This window comes from Rothia nasimurium, assembly GCF_928392795.1.
Taxonomy (GTDB): domain Bacteria; phylum Actinomycetota; class Actinomycetes; order Actinomycetales; family Micrococcaceae; genus Rothia; species Rothia nasimurium_F.
Genome location: NZ_CAKMTJ010000002.1, coordinates 49,017 through 72,027 on the forward strand (window position 1 = coordinate 49,017; position 23,011 = coordinate 72,027).

At 53.2% G+C, this 23,011-nt stretch carries 18 protein-coding genes; 12 read left to right on the forward strand and 6 right to left on the reverse strand.

Annotated features, from left to right (window positions below):
- From L6963_RS03105 to L6963_RS03115, 3 genes are read left to right on the forward strand one after another with little or no spacing between them, the layout of a single operon-like run.
- A complete protein-coding gene (locus tag L6963_RS03105; RefSeq protein WP_237206939.1) occupies window positions 1-1,710 on the forward strand; it encodes a type I restriction-modification system subunit M in 1,710 nt (569 codons plus the stop codon).
- Window positions 1,711-1,712: 2 nt separating this feature from the next.
- Window positions 1,713-2,825, forward strand: a complete 1,113-nt coding sequence (locus tag L6963_RS03110) for a restriction endonuclease subunit S (RefSeq protein ID WP_237206940.1) — start codon at window positions 1,713-1,715, stop codon at window positions 2,823-2,825.
- 4 nt (window positions 2,826-2,829) lie between these two features.
- Window positions 2,830-4,659: a DUF6119 family protein gene (locus tag L6963_RS03115; protein ID WP_237206941.1), complete on the forward strand. Its 1,830-nt coding sequence runs from the start codon at window positions 2,830-2,832 to the stop codon at window positions 4,657-4,659.
- A 206-nt stretch (window positions 4,660-4,865) separates the two neighbouring features.
- Here L6963_RS03115 and L6963_RS03120 read toward each other — a convergent pair whose 3' ends face one another.
- The 3 genes from L6963_RS03120 to L6963_RS03130 all read right to left on the reverse strand — a co-directional run bounded on the left by L6963_RS03120 (window position 4,866) and on the right by L6963_RS03130 (window position 7,902).
- Window positions 4,866-6,212: a HEPN domain-containing protein gene (locus L6963_RS03120; protein WP_237206942.1), complete on the reverse strand. Its 1,347-nt coding sequence runs from the start codon at window positions 6,210-6,212 to the stop codon at window positions 4,866-4,868.
- Between the two features lie 68 nt (window positions 6,213-6,280).
- On the reverse strand, window positions 6,281-6,757 hold the full coding sequence (locus L6963_RS03125; RefSeq protein WP_237206943.1) for a DUF4411 family protein: 477 nt from the start codon (window positions 6,755-6,757) through the stop codon (window positions 6,281-6,283).
- A complete protein-coding gene (locus L6963_RS03130; RefSeq protein WP_237206944.1) occupies window positions 6,757-7,902 on the reverse strand; it encodes an ImmA/IrrE family metallo-endopeptidase in 1,146 nt (381 codons plus the stop codon). Before L6963_RS03130 ends, L6963_RS03125 begins: the two co-directional genes overlap by 1 nt.
- Before the next feature lie 483 nt (window positions 7,903-8,385).
- Here L6963_RS03130 and L6963_RS03135 point away from each other — a divergent pair, with 483 nt between their 5' ends.
- Both L6963_RS03135 and L6963_RS03140 read left to right on the forward strand, forming a co-directional pair.
- Complete coding sequence (locus tag L6963_RS03135) at window positions 8,386-8,715, forward strand: hypothetical protein (RefSeq protein ID WP_237206945.1); 330 nt, start codon at window positions 8,386-8,388, stop codon at window positions 8,713-8,715.
- Between the two features lie 108 nt (window positions 8,716-8,823).
- Window positions 8,824-9,783 carry a hypothetical protein gene (locus L6963_RS03140; protein ID WP_237206946.1) on the forward strand — a complete coding sequence of 320 codons (960 nt, stop codon included), beginning with the start codon at window positions 8,824-8,826 and terminating at the stop codon, window positions 9,781-9,783.
- A 262-nt stretch (window positions 9,784-10,045) separates the two neighbouring features.
- On the opposite strand, the gene L6963_RS03145 is transcribed toward L6963_RS03140, so the two are convergent.
- Together L6963_RS03145 and L6963_RS03150 are read right to left on the reverse strand one after the other, a co-directional pair.
- The gene (locus tag L6963_RS03145; protein ID WP_237206947.1) at window positions 10,046-10,705 is read right to left on the reverse strand and encodes an RES family NAD+ phosphorylase; all 660 of its coding nucleotides are present in this window, start codon (window positions 10,703-10,705) and stop codon (window positions 10,046-10,048) included.
- Window positions 10,706-10,707: 2 nt separating this feature from the next.
- On the reverse strand, window positions 10,708-11,262 hold the full coding sequence (locus tag L6963_RS03150) for a hypothetical protein (protein WP_237206948.1): 555 nt from the start codon (window positions 11,260-11,262) through the stop codon (window positions 10,708-10,710).
- A 269-nt stretch (window positions 11,263-11,531) separates the two neighbouring features.
- On the opposite strand from L6963_RS03150, the gene L6963_RS03155 reads away from it, so the two are divergent.
- The 5 genes from L6963_RS03155 to L6963_RS03175 all read left to right on the forward strand — a co-directional run bounded on the left by L6963_RS03155 (window position 11,532) and on the right by L6963_RS03175 (window position 19,121).
- A complete protein-coding gene (locus tag L6963_RS03155) occupies window positions 11,532-14,855 on the forward strand; it encodes a type I restriction endonuclease subunit R (protein ID WP_237206949.1) in 3,324 nt (1,107 codons plus the stop codon).
- 169 nt (window positions 14,856-15,024) lie between these two features.
- Window positions 15,025-15,495: a hypothetical protein gene (locus L6963_RS03160; protein ID WP_237206950.1), complete on the forward strand. Its 471-nt coding sequence runs from the start codon at window positions 15,025-15,027 to the stop codon at window positions 15,493-15,495.
- A gap of 145 nt (window positions 15,496-15,640) precedes the next feature.
- Complete coding sequence (locus tag L6963_RS03165; RefSeq protein ID WP_237206951.1) at window positions 15,641-17,137, forward strand: efflux RND transporter periplasmic adaptor subunit; 1,497 nt, start codon at window positions 15,641-15,643, stop codon at window positions 17,135-17,137.
- 2 nt (window positions 17,138-17,139) lie between these two features.
- On the forward strand, window positions 17,140-17,829 hold the full coding sequence (locus L6963_RS03170) for an ABC transporter ATP-binding protein (protein WP_237199995.1): 690 nt from the start codon (window positions 17,140-17,142) through the stop codon (window positions 17,827-17,829).
- Between the two features lie 2 nt (window positions 17,830-17,831).
- On the forward strand, window positions 17,832-19,121 hold the full coding sequence (locus tag L6963_RS03175; RefSeq protein WP_237225452.1) for an ABC transporter permease: 1,290 nt from the start codon (window positions 17,832-17,834) through the stop codon (window positions 19,119-19,121).
- Window positions 19,122-19,234: 113 nt separating this feature from the next.
- Here the strand turns inward: L6963_RS03175 and L6963_RS03180 are convergent, their stop codons facing one another.
- Window positions 19,235-20,884: a thiamine pyrophosphate-binding protein gene (locus L6963_RS03180; RefSeq protein WP_237206953.1), complete on the reverse strand. Its 1,650-nt coding sequence runs from the start codon at window positions 20,882-20,884 to the stop codon at window positions 19,235-19,237.
- 257 nt (window positions 20,885-21,141) lie between these two features.
- Here L6963_RS03180 and L6963_RS03185 point away from each other — a divergent pair, with 257 nt between their 5' ends.
- Both L6963_RS03185 and L6963_RS03190 read left to right on the forward strand, forming a co-directional pair.
- Window positions 21,142-22,206: a sugar phosphate isomerase/epimerase gene (locus tag L6963_RS03185; RefSeq protein ID WP_237206954.1), complete on the forward strand. Its 1,065-nt coding sequence runs from the start codon at window positions 21,142-21,144 to the stop codon at window positions 22,204-22,206.
- A gap of 366 nt (window positions 22,207-22,572) precedes the next feature.
- A complete protein-coding gene (locus L6963_RS03190; protein WP_237206955.1) occupies window positions 22,573-23,007 on the forward strand; it encodes a hypothetical protein in 435 nt (144 codons plus the stop codon).
- Window positions 23,008-23,011: the final 4 nt, after the last annotated feature.

A 23,011-nucleotide genomic window follows, 5' to 3' on the forward strand; every position in this document is an offset into this window, starting at 1 on the left:
ATGGCTACTGTGAAGAAGGGTAATTCCTCTGCCTCCACCCCGGAGGAACTGCGCGATATGATGTGGGCTGCCGCCGATAAGTTGCGTGGTTCGATGAACGCGGCGGACTACATGAACTTCGTGTTGGGCCTGATTTTCCTTAAGTATGTGAGTGATAGTTTTGACGCTTGTGCACAGCAGATTAAGCAGGAGCTAATTGATGATGGCTATGAGGGGGCAGCGCTCGACGAAGAGCTAGAGGTTTCCCTCCAGGATCCTGATTCTTTCTATAGTGAGGGTGTCTATTTTGTGCCTGAGAAAGCTCGCTGGGGCTACATCACTAACTTTGCTAAGACTGACAGTATCGGTGAGGTGCTGGATGCGGCCATGCGCGAGATCATGGAGCAGAATGATCGTTTGCGTGGTGCGCTGAGCGAGATTTATAACAAGGAGAACGTGGATCAGCGCCGTCTTGCTGGCCTGATTGATTTGTTCTCTAACGCTGACTTTAAGGGTATTCGTGAGCAGACTGGCCGTTCTTCTCAGGACGTGTTGGGTGAGGTTTATGAGTACTTCTTGGGGAAGTTTGCGGCCAAGCAGGGCCAGCGTGGTGGCGAGTTTTATACTCCGAGGTCTGTGGTGCGAACGCTGGTTGATATTTTGGAGCCGGTGGATGGCAAGCTCTATGATCCCTGCTGTGGTTCAGGTGGCATGTTTGTGCAGTCTGAGAAGTTTGTGGAGCAGCACGGTGCCTACTTTAAGCAGGAGAAGGGCTATGAGCCTGCTCTGATGGTTTATGGTCAGGAGCTTAATGATCAAACCTGGCGCCTTGCGCGTTTGAATCTTGCGATTCACGGTATTTTTGGTGAGTTGGGTGATCGTTGGGCTGACACCTTTACCGAGGATAAGCATGCGGGCACGAATTTTGACTATGTGCTGGCTAACCCGCCTTTTAACTTGAAGGATTGGGACCGTCGTACTGATGATCCGCGCTGGAATTTTGGTGTTCCTCCGGTGCGTAATGCGAATTATGCCTGGTTGCAGCATATCTGGAGCAAGTTGAATGCGGGCGGCTCTGCGGCTGTGGTGTTGGCAAACGGTTCGATGAGCTCTAATACGGGTGGTGAGAATACTATTCGTGAGGAGATGGTGCGGGGTGACGCTGTGGCTGCGATGATTGCCCTTCCTGCCAACCTCTTCTTGGGTACTGCGATTCCGGTGTGCGTGTGGGTTCTTGCCAAGGATAAGGGCGCTGGTAAGCGCGGTAAGAATGACCGCAAGGGCGAGATTTTGATGATTGATGCCCGCGATATGGGCCATATGGTTGACCGGACGACTCGGGTATTTTCTGATGAGGACGTTGCGAAGATTGCGGGTACCTGGCATCGCTGGCGCGGTACTGATTCGGAGCTGAATACGGGTGAGTACGAGGATGTTGCTGGTTTCACGAGGTCTGTATCTGTGAAGGATGTTGAGGCTGAGGATTGGGCTTTGACTCCGGGGCGTTTTGTGGGGTCTGCGGCTGTAGTTGAGGACGGCGAGCCGGTTGAGATTCGTATTGCTCGTTTGCGTGAGAAGTTGAGTGTGCAGTTTGCGGAGTCTCAGCGTCTTGCTGAGGTGGTGCAGAAGAATCTGGCGAGTTTGGATTTGCCGCCGGTGCCTGTTGATAGCGAGGACGATGAATTGGGGCAGGACACCGCAGCTGAGGTTGCAGAAGGCGAGGTGAAGTAGCGATGACTTCAGCAAAGCTGGGCGACGTTCTAGATAAAATCATTGACTGTGAGCATAAAACAGCTCCAGAAACCATAGGAGAAGTCTACGCGTACTCTGTTGGTACCCCTCATCTAAAAGAGGGCAGAATTTTATACAGCCAAGCTAAACCAATTTCTCAAGAAACTTATCTGCAATGGACTAAGAGGGGAGAGCCAGAAGCGGGTGATTTAATTCTTGCTCGTGAAGCACCAGTTGGTCAGGTGGGGCTAGTAGGAAACGTCAGGGTTGCATTGGGACAACGCACCGTGCTGCTCAAAGTGAATAAGAAATTGTGTGTTCCAAGATATCTGCATTACAAGCTAATATCCCCGCGAATGCAACGGCTGATGCAGGTTTGGTCTGAGGGCTCAACTGTTGCACATTTGAATGTCAAGGATATTCCTAAGCTAGACATCGGTAACCTTCCACCACTTTCAGAGCAGCGACGTGTGGCTGAGATTTTGGGGTCTTTGGATGACAAGATTGAGGCGAATTCCTGCCTGATTGAGACCCTTACAGAGTTGGTTGACGCGCGGGTGGCTGAAGCGCATACGCAGGGTGCTGAATCTGTGAAGATTAGTGATTTGGCTATTCAGTCTAAGAATCAGTTGTTGCCTTCAAAAGCTACTGAAGGACTGGTTTTGCACTATAGTTTACCAGCTTTTGACGCTGGTACTGTGCCTGCTGTGGAGGAGGCTGGTTCTATTCGGAGCAGCAAGTTTGTTGTGAGTAGACCTGTGGTTTTGTTCTCTAAGTTGAATCCTGGGACTCCGCGTATTTGGATGGTTGAGCCTGATTCTGAGGAGTATAATTTTGCGTCGACGGAGTTTGTGGTTTTGGAGCCGCGGGATGGCGTAAGTCTGGGTACTTTGTGGGCGGTTTGTCGTGACCCGCGGGTGTCTCAGAAATTGTCGGAGTTTGCGCGTGGCACTTCGTCAAGCCATCAGCGTGTTTCTCCGAAGGATATCTTGGAGTCCAGTGTTGTGATTCCTGATATGTTAGAAGAGGAGACTACTATGATTCGCAGGTTAGTTGCCGAGAACGTTTCTCTCACCGAAACCCGCGACCTCCTTGTCCGCAACTTGATTGGATGACTGTATGAAATTTAATATCTATAAGTTGGCAACATCAGAATCAAGTTTTGAAGAAAAAATCATTGATTTCCATACCCTTTTAGGGATTAGACATGATGAAGAATGTATAAATTTAAATTCTTCGGAGAGTAGGCATTACGATGATGATAATCTAGTTTGTGGAATAGATAAATACACAAAGAAAGAAATTCCCAATGGAGAGGATCCAGAAAAAGAAATCCTGATTTGGTCTGCCTTGGTCAATAGAACAAGTCCAGGTGATCCCCTGTGGGGTAGCGACTTCTTTTCTTTGTCGGACGTTCCAAGAGAATCAATAAATTTTGAAAAGAAAAACACTACGAGTGGGCTGATTTACCTAAGGTTTATCAATAGAGTAAATGCTAATTTTCCTGCAAGTGAAGAAAGTGCAGATTGTTCACTATTTATCAATAATTATAATCTGGAGAAATATTTTATTAATTATAATGAATCTGATTTTTTAATTACATGGGGTGAAGCATGGAGGGTCACTGGTGATATTAGGGTTGAAGACTTTGGCCTTAAGGTAGTAGCTAATTTAATCCATAAAGACGAGCTGCTGCATCTAGCTGCTAAAGAAATTAGTTTGAATGGGCGTTTAGTATCAAGTCGAATCTATCGTCCCGGAGAGTTTACTCAATTCAAAATTGATTCAGATTCAGAATTGACAAATAAAATATCTGGTGAATTTAAAGTCAGGGATGAGTTATTTTCCAGTAGTCAATTAAATAAAATAAAGCTATCCGGTGCGTCGGGTATTACTTTTGGATCATCCAAGTACTGCCCTAATATTGAGGATTTGATTTCAGATATTAGTTTATTGAATAACTACTATTATAGAGACGATTATAAATCTGAGCATGAGTACTTAGATAGCCTTGAGTCTATCCCAAAGGGGTCACAACTTTATGAAGATATCATTCTTGAAATTATCAGAGGTCTGAATAGTGGCACACAAGAATATATTCTTGATCTTGAAGATGCGGACACTCTCGAAGAAGAAAACTATATATTAAATATAGGTGTATCTTCGATTGAAGAGTTTTTTCAGGTAAGACATTTATATTATGATACTCAGGCGGATGAGCATTCTGTTAAAGTATCATCAATTCTTCGTGCTGAAGTTCAAATAAGTAGCAATACATATATTTATTTTTGTGGAGATATATACAGAGTTCCTCAGGGAGCTGTTGAGATTTTAGATAGAAGTCTTGAGGAAATTAAATACATCGATGGATTGCTAGGTAAAGACTGGGACTCTTCAGTTGATGAAAGAGAGTTAGATTATAATCAATCAATCCCTTCGATACAGAATAAATTTCTATCTCTAGATCAAGTGCTTTATAAACCAGATAGAAATGAAACTGCCTATGAGATATGTGATTTATTTTCTGCCGATGGATATATGATTCATGTTAAAAAAGATGCAGGGTCAAGTAAGGGACCGGCGAATATATCTCATCTTTGTGCTCAGGCATATAATAGTACATTTTCAATGTTGAATGATGGTAATATTTCTGATGACTATGAATTAATTTTCGCAACTGGAAACATTGCATCTCAAACTTTAAACAATGAAGTTACATCTGGCTCAATGCGTAATATTAGAGGAAACCTCAATTCATACTCTGGTTTAATCAAAAAGGAGAATTTTAAGACTGTGTTATGTCTAGCCTTAGATGTGAATGGTTTTTCAGATTCTCGAACTAATATATTATCTATGAGTTATCTAAGAAAAATTACAATAAATAATCTAAAAAATAATTTAAAAAATAAAGGGATGGAGCTGTATCTCACAACCATTAAATATAGATAGTTGCCTTTATAATTTATTTAAAAATCTTATACATAGCTTTGCAAGGGTAAATTCCAAACTAGTTTTCTTGCAAGATTCGTTGCGCTCGTTGTGGGCAATTCGTGGCAGGGTCAGTAAGTTTACGTTAGTGCTATCTTCTTCCCCGGAGCTCCTTGTGAAGCGACCTCGATATAGTGACGGTGTACTCCTGTTTTTCAGGAGCACACTCAATATTTCAGTCTGTCTTTGTTCTTGATAAGTGTTTCATCTGCAACACCTAACTTCTTCGCTAGCCAGCACCGTATCACTGCCAAACCCTGCTTAGCGCGTTCATGCGCCTCTAATCCATCAGGTAAGGGGTTATCTGCATGCTTGCAGCCTTTGTAAACCTCATTGAAATTAATTGCCCAAGTCTCGGCGTCCGGTTCATCTGAAATGCCTAAGTCAGACCACGGTAGTTTTTCTGCAACCCTTTTAAAATATCTGGACGCATTTGGCTTGTTGCAGCCAATAAAATCACATCTATGCCTTTTTCCTGCTTTTTCACACTCAGGTGCATATCCGTCGTTCTCATCGTAGAGCCAAATTGCATACCCTAAGGCTTCTAGTGCAACACCTATCTGAATGAGGCGGCTTTCTGCCGCCAGATGTGGCTGAAAAATCGTCTCAACCGCAATCCAGGTAGGGCGCGACCACTTCTCATAATCATCAACCCACTCCGCAATAAGATCTCTATCAGCATCCTCCAACAAAAAGAGTGGACCGGTTTTTGAGAAGTCTTTCTTAGGATCAAAATGTCGCTGGCGACCAAACACCGAGGCGAAAGCATCAACCCAGAGCTTCTTATCTGTGCTTGCCGCAAGCTCGGGCTGGTCATCCTCCCTGACCACAGACTCAAGCTCTATAGAACAAGGATAGTTATAAACCAAGCACATCAAATCCTGAAACATTCGATGAATCCTCTGGTGCTCCTCCCAGGTCCTCAACTCAGAGGTATAGGTGCGAAGCTTTGTACTATCTCTATAAGTAAATTCGCCCTGATGCCTACCAGAATAACCAGGTAGCTGCACCCCAGGGGAAGCAGAAGCTGAGAACTTTGAGCCTAAATCAATAGCATCAACCAATGAGGCTTTCAGAAGCGCAGAAGAAAAACCCTTACCTTCTTGAAACTCTAAGGACTGCTTAATAACCTGGACACCAGACCACTGCACAAATCCCTCTAAACGGGAACTCATACCATTGACAGACTCATAAGCAAGCGGAGCAGAGCTCCTGACTATACGGTCGCATGAAAATGCCATAGTATTCATGCCGCTTGGCAAAACTAAAGCACCACCATTGGCCCTTCTGATGTGGGAGAGCGAAGCATTGCCTCCATTACTGCGAAATTGGGCAAAATCTGGAACTTCTTCTTTGCCGTAGTTTGAGAAATCCTCAAAAGATTCAGCAAGACCGAGCAGGAGTAGCTTGGCTTTACCGTCCTGAATAGTTAGATGTGCCGGAACTTTGTCTTCCCCAAAACCATAAACAAACCCAAAGTCGCTGAGCCCTTCAACTAACTTCTTACTGTTCATCCTGTCCCTTATTCCGCATCTATACTTACCAGGAAAATTTTCGATGGAACCGATGATTCACTAAAGAATCAGAAGCGGGCTCCGAGAGCACGCATCATCGTGAATGTATCAACGTAATCTACACCGAAAGCACGGCAAACATCTGGAACCAGAACGCGTTTCTTAGACTCAGGGCGCGGCAGTTCATGAGTCAAAACAGTCAAACCATGCGCTGCAGCATAGGCCACGAGAAAGTAATCAGCAATTCCCAAAAACTCATCTACCGCTGACTGCCTATAACCTTGCTGCTTTACCCAATCCGCAATCTCACCCATCGCCTGAATGGTTGCACCATCAGCAATATCCCTGAAGAAACGAGATCTGTTCTTTGCCCACTCAGTCAGAGCATCGTTGCCCTCCTTGAGCTCATCCAGCACAGGTTTAATACTTACCAGGCTCCCAGCGCCAAAATTCCAATCAAGGAACTCCCAGAAGCTCGGCACAAGGTCAAAAGCATAGTAGCGGCGGTATGCCTCAACCAAAATATTGGTATCTACCAGGAACATCACCAAGCACCAACCTCACGTGCGAAACGCTCAAAAGTCTTAGTCTGCCTAACCCCCAATAAACGTTGGGCATCAGGATACGACATCCTACCGCTACGAGCCTCGCGGTACACTGCCCGTGCAAAACGCGGCCCCACTACAAAGGGGTGCGACTTATAAAACTCGCCACCAGAAGACCCCTTCTCGGTCTTCTGCCGCAGAACCTCCAAAGCTCGAGCCTCAAACTCAGGGTAAGCCACAGACCACTGCTCAAAAGAAATCAGCTTCAAATCCCGAAGCCGATTCAGCAGAGCCAACGCACTCACCCTAAAACGCTTCGCCACAGGCAACACCGTATCCTCGCCCAAGGAACGCAGAGCAAGTCTGCTCACCTCACTGGCGGGCATGAGAAAGGCCGCTGCAAACTCATCGCACCAACGCTCAGAACGACTTAAGCTTCCACTCTCTTCAGCATCATCAGATACACCAGACTCACCCAGAACCAAATGCCCCACTTCATGGAACATCGTGAAAACCTGAGCAGCATGAGACTCTTTGCCATTCACAAAAATAAGCGGAGCGTACTCATCAGAAAGAGAAAAGCCACTGAACTCTTGAGTATCAAAAGGCCTACGGGTAGAGCCAAAATAGCCAGCCACACTTACAAGAACACCCTGATTCTCAAGGAAAGTAAAAACCTCCTTGCGAGACTCAACATAGCTCTGTGCCTTGCTGGCAGTAGAAAAACTCCACAGCTCACGCAAACGCATTGCCACAGCCTCAGGTGCGTCACTCAAGCTGGCACTACCAACCCAATCCACAACGTCCAGACCCTGATCAAGCGCATAATCACGGAACCAAACCTGCTTACGCTGCTGTGCGTAAATCTCATCGGTTAGTTCCTGAGAATAACGGCTACTGCGCCTATCACGCCTGCGAAAATCAGGCAGAGGCTTCTCAAGTGCTGGTGGCTCACTCATCATCAAGTAGCCAAAGGGAACGTGAGTGCTGTTCGCAAACTCCTGTAGCTGCTTTAAAGTCGGCTGCAGTGAGCCTTCAAGCCAACCCACCACCTTGTCGCCTAGCCGCAAATCACCAGGTTCAACACTAGCTTGTTCCAAAGCCCAAGAAATCAAAGCGGGTTTCACCGGGACCCGAACGCTCACACTGCACCCCCTCACGAAGACTGCTTAAGAAAACACCCCTATGGACATGACTGAGATAGCTTGACACCAGGCCTCTTAACGGTATGAGGGGACTCTACTTCTAATTTAATCTATTGATGTAAACCAGCGCTACACAAAAGTGAAGAAAAGCATGGCACGTTCTGGGCAGCGGTTCTATAGAGATAAGCCAACTACGGTTCCAGCGCTAGGTGAACCATAGCGCGATGAATACCTCGCACAGGGCACGACTGAGTGCTCAGAACATGCTCCTTGGCAAGTGGTTGGAAGCCCAAAAGATTGTACAGTGAGTGTGCAAAAGATTGTACAGTGACTGTACAATCTTTCGGTTTATGGCTGCTGGAAGGGCATCAAACATCAAGAGAGCAACTGATACGCCCCATTATCACTGTCACACTTCTCCCAATGATTTCCCCTTGCATAAGCTAGGAACAGATAAGACACCCCTAGCAAAGGAACAGAACCATGGCATTCATCGACGAATCAGAATGGGAAAGCTTCGCACTCGAAAAAGAAATCACAGCCCTCGAAGAAGCCAACCCCTCAGATAAGGCACCTGCCTTCAAGTACCTGAGCCTGAGGCGCTTCAAAGACCTACTCGGCGAACACCGAACCTCAGCAACACACTATGAGCGAGCCGCAGAACTCTCCCTCGTCTACGACAGGGTAGCGGTAGCGTCCAGCTCCTACTTCAGTGCCGGCAAAGCGCTCTACCTCTCTAAGGACCCCGCGGCTCATTTTAAGGCTCTGACCCTGCTTAACCTCGCAAAAAACCTTGACCAGGCGGTCCGGTAACACCACTAAAGAAGAGCGTCCAGAAAGCCACCAAATCCTCGAGGCACTCATCAAGGAACTTATTGAGTCTCTCGAGGACCACAAGTAACCACTGAGAAAGAAATCACCATGGACTTCTTGAAAGATGTTCTGAGCGGTTTGACCGTCGAAATACTATCGGCCATCGGTACAGTGGCTATCGCAGCCATCATCGGCTACTTCGGATGGTCCAAGAAAACTGATGCCGATCAGTCAAATGTTAACGCTTCAGTAAAAGTTAGAAACGGCGACTACATCGCAATCGATGGTAACGGCAACCAAGTACAAAAAATCCAGAAAATCCAAACAACAAACATTACTAACAAATACGGAGCGCAGAGAACTCAAGAAGCAGGAGATGGATCCGACATTGCACTTGCACTGTTTGCCGGCGTCGCAGCAGTCGGTGGACTCGTCACCGCAGTGAGGTACTTCCACTATTTTGCGAGTGCGCCACTGTGGATCGCACTCATCACCGCAGTAATTTCTATTGCTGCATGGGTTCTTCAGCAAAGCCGATACAGCTCCGCAGCGCGAAACAAGATGTTGCTTTCCAACCTCACGCTTTTCACCAGCTCACTCTTCCTCTCAAAAACAATTAACGCTATACAAGAGCCAGACAGTGCCCACTCACTAGGGCGAGTAGCCGATGAGATTGAAAAAATCATTCCTGCCGATTCAGGGTGGCTAACAAAATTTATCAGCCGCGCTGGTGAGTTCTTCAAAGCAGACAGTGGAGAATACCGATTGGTGTTTATCCTAGCCTTAGTTGGAATAACGCTTTCTGTAACCATCTTCATCATGGCATTCCAACGGGTGCTTGGCTCTCTACTCATTCCCGCAACCAGCGCCGGATATGTTTACAAGTGGAAGGCTCTCAACGTACTCAATAACGTGTTTGTGAACAGCAAAATCTGGGGCTACTGCCTCATGATTGCTTCAGTCATTTTTCTCTGGTGGTCAGTCACAGACCCAGGAGCAGAGTTCTGGCTCGAGCAAATCCGCAAGGTAGGTGAAGCAATTAAGCATGCAGCCGAAACTGCTATCTGACTGACAGGGGAGGGGTGAGCCCAAGTATTCACCGGCTGATAAATCCCCTTATCAGCCGCTCATTCGCCGTCCTGCTAGTAAGTGCCCTAACCTAAAACTGTTATCAACACTCCATCGTAAATTGGTAACCCACCACAGTTGCTGGCTCCTCACCAGAACTGCACACCGGGGCTCACAGAAGCCAGTAGCTGTCGGTACCAACGGTAACTAGAACGGGCGCAGGGCCAAAGGAGCCTACCGCAGACAAGTTAGGGCTGGACAATTATTCAAAATCAAAATGGTCGGGGAAAGAATCAAGATCAATAATCTGCGGGAAATACGGCAAGTCTTTCGCCAGATCGACGGCAGCTTTATAGCCAGAGATACAAGTGCCAAATTTCAGATTCTCACCAGCATCTCCAAAAAGATACAGCGTTTCTGACTCACCAAAACGAGACCGAGCAATAATTCCCTCGAACCCATCAGCATGCATTTGTGTAGCCCACTGCTGTGTCACCGAATAATCTTCAAGCGCACCACCGATATCACCAGGGGCAACTCCTGGTCCAGGTCTGCGAAAATCGGCAACCTTGAAAGTTCCAGGAAGGTCAATGCGTGCAATAAACACACCGTCCAGCTCAGAACTAGGCAAATAAGAAGCATTCACTGCTGTACGCCCTAAACGTTCCCGCAAAGCAGTCTCAGGAGTCTTTGCCAAATTCAAGCTACCCATGGGATTTAACAAATCAAAACGCCCGTTGCCCGGAGAAAAATATCTTGCATCGCGCTTTATGCCACTATTGCTTACCGGCATAAACGCACGATACCAAGCACCACCATTATCGGTGCCGAAGCCTACTAGAGTAGCCGGATGCTCCCTATAACTTTGACCCGCAACTGGTGGTTTTAGTGTACTGACATTTCGTGGTTCCTGAGATCCCATAACTAGCGTGCAGCCTTCCGATCAGCTGCGTCCATCTGTGCCTGCTGAAGCACCAATGCAAAAGCCTCTGCATCATTGAGCACGTCAATAGCACGTTTGCCACCAATAAAATCAAGCGACTCAGTCAACCAGAAAGCAACACCCCAGTCGCTCATCTCAGCCTCAAAAAGAACGTGCAAAAGCTTGCGAATGTTCTGATGAACCCCGCCGTCCACAAACTGAAAAACCGGGAAAGCATTACGACCAGCCTTATTCTTCAGGCGCAACAGATTATGCTTCTTGACCCGATCGTTAATCGCCTGAGGCGAGCATGGCTTACCTTCTGTACCTAGGTAATCCATTACAGCCTGTGTGGTTTTCATCTTGCCAAGACGTTCGTTAACTAATGCAGTATGGTTGCTAGCTTCAACAGTTCTTACAAGCTCAGCTTGAACCTCTTTGGCATGTTCTGCAGTGAGGGTTTGCGGTGAGTTCTCCTTAGCGGCTTCAATGAGAGCCTCCCGCATGTCACCACTGAGAACTTGATCTGCAAACTGCTCCGGGGTAAGAACAGACATTTTCATCTCTCCAAGTTATGTGTAGGTAAAACAATACTCAAACGGTGAGGGTCTACCCGTCTTCCGTTAGGATAAAGCTTTATAAAGCTTTATCCTAACGGAAGACGGGTACCCAGTAAATAGGCTGATGCTTGTTTCCTAGCTTTATCTTTCGGAAACACGAGCTATTTTCAACTGATACGCCCCATTATCACAGTCATACTTCTCCCATCCTTTCCCCCTGCATAAGCTAGGAACAGATAAGACACCCCTAGCAAAGGAACAGTACCATGGCATTCATCGATGAATCGGAATGGGAAAGCTTCGCACTCGACATCCTCGGCGAACTCAGCTGGCAACCCCTCCACGGCACACAAATCGCCCCTAACGCCAGAGGCGAGGACGACATCAACGGCAAGCTCCCCTACGAGCACCTCCGCGAGAAAAACGACGCCCTCGAAATCCCCGGCATGCTCCGCGAAGCCATCGCCCGCCTCAACCCCGAACTCACCCCAGAAGACGTACGAACCGTCGCCGAAAACGTCCTCACCGCCGCATCAGCTGACCCCAAAGCCGAAAACCGCGAAGCCCACAAATACATCACCACAGGCTACAAAGGCCTCACCATCAAACGCCACGACGGCAGCGAATACAACCCCACCGTACGCATCATCAGCCGCAACCCCGACGAAAACCGCTGGCTCGCCGTCCAACAAGTCACCCTCAAAACCCTCGACAAAGAACGCCGCTTCGACATCGTGCTCTACTGCAACGGCCTACCCGTCGGCATCATCGAACTTAAACGCGCAGGCGACCCCAACGCAGACCTCCGAGGTGCCCACAACCAAATCAACCAGTACCTGCACGACTTCCCCCTAGCCTTCCGCTACAACGTCCTTACCATCATCAGCGACGGCATCACCGCCCGCTACGGAACCCCCTTCACCCCCTACCCTCACATGTCCGTCTGGAACGTGGACGACGACGGCGAACTCATCGACTTCACCGCAGAAACCCCAGACCCCTCAGACTACGAATCCCAAACCGCCCTCGAAGCCCTCCTCTTCGGCGTTGCCAACCAAGAACGCTTCCTTGACCTGCTTAACAACTACATTGTGTTCACCAGCGTTCCTAATGAACAGGGCGGCGTCCAAACCACCAAAATCATCGCCAAACCCCACCAATACTTCGCTGTAAGTCGTGCTGTCACCGAAACCATGCGAGCAGTCACCGGAAACCGCCAAATCGGCGTTGTCTGGCACACCCAGGGCTCAGGTAAATCCCTTGAAATGGTCTTCTACGACAACATCGTCATGCGCCACCAGCACCTCAACAACCCCACCACCATCGTCGTTACCGACCGCACCGACCTTGACGACCAGCTCTTCAACACCTTCTCATCCACCCTAGATTTCCTGCCGGAAACCCCTTACGAAATTGAAAGTATCGCTGAGCTTCGCAGCGAACTACAGGGGCGCCAGCAGGGCGGTATCTACTTCACCACCTTACAAAAATTCGCCAAAACCAAAGATGAAAAAGACGCCGGTCTCAGCCACCAAATGCTCTCAGACCGCTCAAACATCATCATTATGGTGGATGAGGCCCATCGCTCCCACTACGACAATCTCGACGGTTTTGCCCGCAACATCCGCGACGCGCTACCCAAGGCCAGCTTCATCGCCTTCACCGGCACCCCCATCGAAAAGCTTGAAACCAACACCCAGGCCGTCTTTGGCGACTACATCGATATCTACGACCTCACCCGCGCAGTCAAAGACGGTGCCACCGTACCCGTCAAATACGAGTCCCGCTATATCCCCCTGGAACTGCCAGACGGCGAAACCATCGAAAACATCAACGATGTTGCCGAGCGCATGACTGAAGAACTCGACGAAGCAGAGCGCAGGAAGACCGAACAGGCTGTGCTGCGCATGAACACCATGTACGGTTCACCAAACCGCCTCAAGAAACTGGCTGCAGACCTCGTAGAACACTGGGAAACCCGCAGCAGCTCCATGAAACAGCTCATCGGAGTACCCGGTAAAGGCATGATCGTTGGTGTGACCAGGCAGGTTTGTGCTGGCCTCTACGACCACATCATCGAGCTCCGCCCAGACTGGGCAGGAAACGGTATTAACGACGGAAAAATCCAGGTGCTCTACACCGGATCCGCCTCAGACGAAGAGGATATTGCCCGATTCGCCCGCAACGGTCAGGCGTCAAAGACGCTACAGGCCCGTCTGAAGAATCCCAACGACCCGCTCGAGCTCATCATCGTGCAGTCAATGCTCCTCACGGGGTTCGACGCACCAGCGCTCCACACCATGTACCTTGACCGCCCCCTCAAAGGCGCCCTGCTCATGCAGGCTCTTGCCCGCGTCAACCGAACCTACAAAGAAAAACAGGAAGCCCTGCTCGTTGGTTACGCGCCCATCATCGATAACCTGCGTGAGGCCCTCGGCATCTATGCGAGTAGCCATACTGCAGGTGCACCCGGTGAGCACGATATGCAAACCGCGGCGGAAAACGCTCTCAATCTCATCACCGAAATTGAATACCTGCTGCAGCCTGTGCACGGTTGGAAGGAGAAAATTCTCGGTGAGGGTAGCCATCGCCCTAGCCCAGCAGACCGTATTGCAGCCCTGCGCATGGTTATGGGATTCCTGCTCAGTAACCGCCAGGCAGTCGAGCCCATCATTAAGGATTCGGACTCTATTGACGGAACACCACGCCGTCCCCAAAAAACAGAGAAGAGCATCTACAGCAAGTTTGTAGAACGCAGTTCCCAACTCACTAGGCTGTACAACTTTGTTGCCTCCACCCATGAAAACGACAAAGTCAAAGAACTCAAGCAGAAAACGGTCTATGTGCAGTTCTTCGAAGAGGTACGCGTAGCCGCAGCCAAGAACCTAGCCGAAGACCGGGCTAGCCGTGGCTTGCCTGTACCCGAAGACATCAAGCGCCTGCTAGAAAACTACACTGAAGGGCTCATCGAAACCGGTGAAGTGAAAGACCTTCATAAGCTTGCAGGAATTCCCGCGCCAGACCTCAACGAGCTCAACCTAGATTTTGCCCGCCAGGCAGCCGAAAATTCCAGTGAACCGTTAGCCCTGGAAGCATTGCGTAAGGCAATGCAACGACAAATGCGAGACACCGTTGGGCATAATCAGACCCGCCAGGCCTACTACGGCGAAAAGCTGCAGGACCTTGTCACAAAGTACAACAACTCGCAGCTAAGCTTCGTTGAAATCATGGAACACATCATCGAACTGGGTAAAGAGCTTAAACAAGAAGCAATGCGCGGCGAGGAGCTGGGCCTTACCTACGATGAAATGATTTTCTACGATACTCTCGAAGCTTGCGACCGAGCTGAACTGGAATATTCTGCCGACGCCCTAGCAGATATCGCCCGGGGAATCGCAAAAGCCATCCAGGGCTCACACCGGGACTGGCTCTCTCAGCCCACTCAGCGTGCCAAACTGCGCAAGGTTGTCAAGCGTCTGCTTCGCAAGCACAAATATCCGCCGGAAGGTCAGGACGAAGCCCGCCGCCGCGTCCTAGAACAAATGGAAATCATCGCGGAGGAAAGGAGTAAGAGGCAGAGAGAAGAGTGATGCACTAGCTATCACAATGTGCGTCGGCTTTCTCTGCGGTGCCTGCTCTTCGGCGCGTCTGTGGATAACCCCTGTAATGCTCGGTCATAAATCCGCCGGGCACCCCGGAGTTATCCACAGATTTTTAAAAGACCTAGTGGGAACATGAATTTTTGCCCATACTGGTGCCATGAACAACACCTTCCAGCACCCCGAACATCCGCCTCGCCCGCTACCTACCGCCCCGGCTTATCCAGCGTACTCCGGTCAGCCCAACGCATACCCGCCCCCGGGTGCCGGGCAACATGCAGGCGCTGGCCAGCGCCCAGTTGCCCATTACCCTCCAGCGGTTCGCCCGCCGGAACAGGCAAAGAAGCTCAATCCCTACGGCACGATCTCCCTGGTCATGATGCTACTCATGACCTGCATAGGGCTCGCCAACTTCATCTTCTTCGACTGGGAACTCAGCATAGCCCTGCCCACAGGGTTTACCTGGCTTGGCGCCATGGGGCTGGCAATAGGGGCCCTCTTCGTGAGAGGCCGAGAGAAAATAACCGCGATTTTTGCCCTGATTTTGGGGGTGTTGATTATCGTTGCTGCGCCGCTGTTCTTCATTCTCGCCATAACCTTCATCATGTGGGTGGGAGGAGGGTTCGCCTAGAGGATGAGGTTGCAAGCCTACCCCTCATACCCCGGTATGATTTGTCGTTTTCTGGGCATCAACCGGGTGTTGTCTGGGCAGGTTAGCACTTACACTAAAAAGAGAACTGCACCACATTTATCTCCGCTAGTGAAGGGCCAGCACCATGAGCACAACCCCCACACCCCTGCCTCCTGCACCGGAAGCTGCGCACCGGCGTCCGCCTGCCAAAAAGAAAATGAGCACCCTCACCAAGGTGCTCATTGGTCTGGCTATAGGCGTCATCGCCATCATCGCCATCGGAGCGCTAGTCGTAGGTAGCATGTTTGGCGGCAACACCAGCGCTCAGAACTCCATCCCCTCCACCGACTACCTGATTTTGAGCGACGAAGGCGTCAGCAACAAGGTGCGGGTGGACGGCACCATCGCCCCCGGTGAGGTTCGCTCCATCACCACCCACCTGACCAGCCCCATTAGCTCCGTTGAGGTAGAGGTTGGCGACCGGGTTGAGCTCGGCCAGACCCTAGCCACCATCGACACCTCCGCTGTGCAGGGCGATCTCGACACCCAGCGCACCCAGCTCGACGGGGCCGTCACCAGCGCCCAGGGCGCCCTGACCGCAGCGCAAACCGCCTACGACCAGTACAACCAGGGAATCGCCAACGGCACCAACCCTGAAATTCTGGCAGCCCTCGCCACCCAGCGATCCGCCAACGAACAGGCATCCCTGGCAGCCACCGACCTGAACGCCAAGTACCAGATGCGCGACCAGGCCGCTGCCGCCGGCGAAGACCTCACCATGATCAACGCCGAAGTCGCCGCTGCCGAGTCGGCCCTGCGCCTGGCAAACGGAGCAAAGGCGGACGCAGACACCGGCGTCACCACCGCCCGCAACTCCGCCAACACCCAGCTTGCGGCCCTCGAAACCGAACTTAACAGCGCCCGCACCGCCCTGACCAGCGCAGAAACCACCCGCGATCAGACCCTCGGTGCCCTGCAGGGCGACCTCACCTCGGCCACTCTCACCTCGCCCATCAACGGCGTGGTCATGAGTGTTGCTAAGCCCGGTGCGCCGGCAACCGGCCCCGTCGTAACCATCGGTGACGATTCCAAGCTCACCATCACCACCAGCGTCCGCGAGGCTGACGTTGCCACCATCAAGGAAGGCAACCGCGTCACCTTTACCGCCGGGGCAACCGGCACCAAGGAGTACTCTGGTACCGTCACCTCGGTTGCGTCCATCGCTGACTCAGCCCAGCAGACCAACCCTGAGGCTGCTGCCGCAGGTATGGCAGCCGGTGGTTCGCCCACCTTCACCGTCACCATCGAGGTAACCGGCAACCGAGACGGCCTCTACCTGGGCTCTTCCGTCAAGGCCAGCATTATCACCGCTGAAGAAGAAAGCTCCCTGGCGGTACCCCTCGACGCGGTCTACACCAACGACCTGGGGAGCGAGAGTGTCGTGGTAGCTGTGCCCAACGACGACGGCTCCTTCACCCTCGAAGAGCGCTCCGTTGAAACCGGCCTGGCTAACGAATTCGACATCGCCATCACCGACGGCGACGTAGCCTCCGGCGACATGGTACTCACCTACGGTGAGGCCTACCGCCACCGCGTGGGTGAAACCGTCACCCTCGATGCCGGCACCAGCTTCGGGTGGTAGACATGAGCACCCTGCTCGATATGCAAGGCATCGTTAAAACCTTCAACGCGGGCACACCCAGTGCCATTACGGTGCTCCCCGGCGTTGACTTTCACGTCGACCGCGGTGAGTTTGTATCGGTGGTGGGTCAGTCCGGCTCGGGTAAAACCACGCTGATGAACATCATCGGCCTGCTCGACCGGGCCACCTACGGCTACTACACCTTCGCGGGCGAGAATATACCCTCGCTCAGCGACGATGAACTGGCCTACTATCGCAGCCAGAACATCGGGTTCATCTTCCAGAGCTTCAACCTGGTGGGCCGTATTTCTGCCCTCAAGAATGTGGAAATGCCCATGATGTACGCCGGCATCAACCCCCGTGACCGTCGCGAACGAGCCGCCCACCTGCTAGAGCAGATGGGCATGGCCGACCGCATGAATCACAGCCCCGCGGCTCTCTCGGGCGGTCAAAAGCAGCGCGTTGCTATTGCCCGCGCCCTGGCCAACGACCCGCCCCTGCTCCTGGCAGATGAGCCCACCGGCGCCCTGGACTCCCAAACCGGTCGCATGGTCATGGACCTCTTCCACGAGCTCAACCGCGAGCAGGGCAAGACCATCGTCTTCATTACCCACAACCCCGAACTGGCGGCTGAGACCGACCGCATCGTCACCATGGTCGACGGTCGGATTACAGAGGAGGTCTCGCAATGAACGTGCGTGAATCAATCTCCCTAGCCCTGGGGAGCCTGCGCAACAACAAGATGCGCTCCTTCCTTACCCTGCTCGGCATCATCGTGGGCATCGCCTCGGTCATTACGATTCTGACCCTGGGCCATTCGCTCAAAACCCAGGCCTCTGAGTCGATCGTGAGCTCCGGTGCCAACGACCTGATGGTGAACGTGGTGCAGCGACCCACCGAGGAACAGGAAGAAGCGGGCTTGACCTCCGGCCCCATGGGTATGCCGAACGGCGAATACATTGAGCCCGCCGCCGAGTCTAAGTTCGATGAGTACGATATCGCCCGCCTCAAAGAGGCCCTGGGTGATAACATCGCGGGTATTCCCCTCGGGGCAAACTCTTACACCAGCGTAGACCTCAGTGCTGGTGAGAGCGAGGCTCCCTACGCCAGTGCCCAGTTCGTCAATATGGACTACCTTGAGCTCAACCCGGTCAGCCTGGTGGCGGGGCGTTCTCTGACGCAAGCCGACATGGATGCCAAACGACCGGTCATCCTGCTTTCAACTGATCAGGCGTACCAGCTCTTTGGCGACCCCCAGACGGCAGTGGGAAGTGAAATTGATGCGCAGTTTGGCATGACCTCGCGAAGCCTTATGGTGGTCGGTGTCTATCAAACCGAATCTGTGGGCAGCGGTATCTTCGCCTACACAGGGCCGGGCACAGTCTACCTACCGGTTTCGCTGGAGCCCGACTTCAACTCCTATAACAGCGATGGCTGGAACAGCATCACCGTGCGCCCGGCTGAGGGTAAGGACCTGGGCCAGGTCAAGGCCCTGCTCCAGGCTCACCTGACCAGCATGTACCGCAGCGACGACCAGTTCATGGCCGAGATTCAGGACTTCTCGGCGATGACCGAGCAGTTCAACGCGGTTCTGGACGGCATCAGCGCAGCCATCTCGGCTATCGCCGGTATCTCGCTACTGGTGGGCGGCATCGGCGTCATGAACATTATGCTCGTGACCGTCACCGAACGCACCCGCGAAATCGGCATCCGCAAGGCCCTGGGGGCAACGCGAGGGGCAATCCGCCTACAGTTCGTGGTGGAGGCCATGATGGTCTGCTTGGTCGGCGGTATCCTCGGTGTTCTCATCGGTGGTGGCCTGGGCATGCTGGGAGCCAATATGCTGGGCACCTTCGTCTTCCCGCCGCTCAGCGCCGTGCTTCTAGCCCTGGGGTTCTCCCTGGCCATCGGTCTCTTCTTCGGCTACTACCCGGCCAACAAGGCGGCCAAGCTCGACCCCATCGACGCCCTGCGCTACGAGTAGCAGCCCGTCTCACCCCGGGTGAGCAGACGAAAAATAAGGACGCCGCCCCGCACCTTTCTGCCAATTGGCAGGGAAGTGGGGGCGGCGTCCTTATTTCTGTGAGCTAGCTGCGCCTAGCGCAGGGTCTCACCAATCTTCAGATGGACGACCGAGGGGCCACGAGTGGCCAGGGCCTGCTGGACGGTTTCTGCCAGGGTCTCCATGGTGGCTGAGAAGCCGGTAGCGCCGAAGCCCTCGGCTAGCTTGACCCAGTCGGGCTGTACCAGGTCCACAGCCACAGGTGCGATGCCGCGGTCGCGCTCGTTCTGGCGGATCTCGCCGTAGCCGCCGTTCTCCACACAGATGATGGGTAGGTCAAGCTGCTGCTCAACGGCGGTCATGAGCTCCTGGATGGCGAACATAAGGGCGCCGTCGCCGAGCAGACAGACCACCGGACGGTCGGGCGCAGCTACCTTGGCACCGATAGCGGCGGGCAGGCCGTAGCCCAGGGTAGCGTAGGTTGCCATGTAGAGAAGGGAGTTGGGGCGGGCTGCGCGGTAGAAGGTGGTGGTGCCCATGTAGGTGACCTGGGAGGAGTCACCGGCAATGATGGTGTCCTCGGGCAGGATCTCCATAATCTTCTCGTTGAGCTCGGCCAGCTCGGGCGCGATAGCCCGCCCCTCATTATCGAGGGCGTCGAAGATGTTTTGCAGGTCGCGGGGTTCGCGAGAGCCGGGAGCCAGGCCAAGCTCGGCGAGGGCGTCCAGAAGCTGGGGGATGACGGCCTTGGAGTTGCCGGGCAGCTCAATGTCGGGGGTGATGTTGGTGAGCATCTGATCGCGGGTGATATCAACGCGAATGACGGGGCCAGCGGGGCGGATGTCGCCGTCCCAGAGCTCAGCTTCACCAATCTTGGAGCCGATGATGAGCATGGCGTCAGCCTCACGGCAGAAGGCGTGGGCGGCGCTCAGGCGCAGGTCGGCGCCCAGGGAGAGGCGGTGCTTTTCGGGGATAGCGCCCTTGCCGTTGACCGAGGTGATAACGGGCGCTTCGAGGGTTTCAGCCAGGCGGAGTAGGTCTGCTGCTGCCCCGATAGAGCCGCCACCTGCGACGATGATGGGCTTCTTGGACTCTGCTAGCATGCGGGCTGCCTCGCGCACGTCGTCAGCCGGGGTGGGCTGGGGCTTGCCCAGGGGGCGGGCCTGCAAGATGGCGGGGTCGAGTTCGACCTCGCGTTCGAGCACGTCGAGGGGCACCTCAATGTGGATGGGGCGCGGACGGTTGTGGGCGAAGGAGCGGAAGGCGTTGTGGATGATGTCCACGGCTTCTTCGGCAGAGTTGACGCGGCGGGAGAACTCGACGATGGAGTTGACGGCGCCGGTGGGGTTCTTGGTCTCGTGCAGGGCGCCGATGTCGCGGAATTCGTGCCCAACGGGGCGGCCGGGCGACAGGATAATCATGGGGCGCGACTCAGCGTAGGCGGTGGCAGCACCCGAGAGCGAGTTAAGCAGACCGGGGCCCGAGGTGGTGATGACGACGCCGGGTAGGCCGCGGGTCAGGGACCAGCCGTCCGCCCCGTAGGAGGCACCCTGCTCGTGGCGGGTGGTGACGGGGTGAGTGCCGAGCTCTTCGAGGTGGCGGTAGAACTCAAGGTTGTGGGTTCCGGGGATGCCGAAGACGGTGTCGATGCCGTAGCTGCGCAGGGTTGCCAGAATGGCGTAGCCGGCGTTGCGGCGGGGTTCAGTGGTTTCAGCGGAGCGGTCGGGAAGTGAGGGGTGAGTCATGGTGGCCTTTCGTGGGCGCGGGGTGCGGGCTTCCGCTTTAGCATACGGGGTCAATGCATAGATATACGGGATTTTCGCTCCTGAAATGTTATGCGGAGCACAGTATGTTTATGAGAGGACGCCCGGGGCGGCTTGGTTGCGCTGGGTGGCTCTGGTGGCAGATGCCCCGTTATGGTTTCATGCTGCGTCATAGAAAGACATTAAGGGTAAATATTCAGTAGACTGATTAAACATTTGCAGTCAACTCCCAGGACACCATGCCTACTCGTCACACTTATCTTCTTGCCCTTACAACTCTCTCTGCCCTCGTCCTGACAGGGTGCTCAGCTACTCCAGCTGATAACTCTGCGAGCGAAACCGCCACCCCCACAACGGCCGCAAGCAGTTCTGTAACCCCCAGCCCCACACGCAGCGCTAGCGCGACGGCGTCCTCAGTCTCTCCTACCGCATCGACCGCTAGCCCCTCGGCAAATGCTAGCGCGACCGCGTCCGCCTCTGTGCAAGCCCAACCGCGGGCTAACGCCCCCAAGAGCGAGGTGCTCGGTGGTGGCGACCAGATTTTTGCCCACCGCTACGTGGCACTCTACGGCAACCCCGGCGGCCCGTCCCTGGGAGTGCTTGGTGAGCAGGGACCGGCTGAATCTGTTGCTCGCGTCAAAAACCTTGCCGCTGAATACCAGGTGCACAGCGAAGAAAAGGTCATCCCCGCCTTTGAAATCATCACCACGGTAGCCAGCTCAGCTCCCGGGCCTGACGGCGACTACTCCGATGAGGCAACCATTGAAAGCCTGCGCCCGCTTATTGATGAGGCCCGCAAAAACGGGGTTTACGTTATCTTGGACTTCCAGCCCGGTCGTAGCACCTTCACCGAGCAGGTCAAACAGTATGAAGAGCTGCTCAAGGAACCCCACGTTGGCCTGGGTATTGACCCCGAATGGCGTATTTACCCCGGGCAGGTGCACCTGCAACAAATTGGTACCGTCGATGCCTCAGAAATTAATGAAACTCTGGACTACCTAGCGGCTCTGACCGATAAGCACCGCCTGCCCCAGAAAATGGTGGTGTTGCACCAGTTCACGCACTCCATGATTACCAACCGGGCGGCACTCGATACGAGCCACCCCGAACTGGCCCTCACTCTGCATGCAGACGGCCACGGCACCCCCGAGCTCAAGGACACTACCTACCAGGAGCTTATCCGCGATCTTGACCCGGCCATTAAGCCCTCGTGGAAGAACTTCTACGACGAGGACACCCCCACTCTGACCCCAGCCCAGACCTATGCCCTCACCCCCAAGCCCTATGTGGTGACCTACCAGTAGGTGGGCTCGGTACGGGCTGAGGTCGGACGCCGGGGCTGGGGTCAGTGTCTGTATGGGCCAGCCACAGTAACACCAAGGACCACCTCGGTTGCACCCGGCTGAACAATGGACCAGCCACTTTTCATTTTGTTGGTATTAACCTAGCGAAATGAAAAGTGGCTGGTTCATAATGGTTGGTGTCCCGCCCCACACACCTCACCGCAAACAGGTATACTTCTTCATGGCGAACCCCACCGCCCAGCACCCGGCAGCACAAGCCCTAGCCTTACCGCCACCGGTGTGAAGGGAAGAGATTCTCGGGGTTTGAAGATACTGGTTTTCCGACGCGAAAAGCAGGCTAGGGGTGCTTAAGAAAGTCGATGTACCATGACCGCCGACAGCGACTTCAAAACCCTCGTACGTACCCGTATGGCAGAAACCGGCCTGAACTACACGGCCGCCCGCGCCCGCTACCCCTGGGCAACCCTACCCATCGGCGTCGCTATCGGAGTGGTTGGCATCCTGCAACCGGGATTCTGGGGTATCGCTCTGTTCTTTACCCTCGGTGGTGCCGGGAACGGATACTTCACCGCCATCACAAACCGCATCATCCTCTTCGCCGTGCCAGAGGCCCAGCAGGGGCGGGCCTGGGCTGGGTTCCGCTGGGTCGTTTACACCTGCCTGCTTGTTGGGTACATGATAGGTGCGGTGGCGGGTGCTAGCCATGCCCTCTTGCTCATGAGCGTTAGCGGCTGCACCCTGGTGGGGTGCGCCGTCCTGAATATTGTGGTGCGGGGTAGGGCGGGGCGGAAGTCTGGGTGAGTGC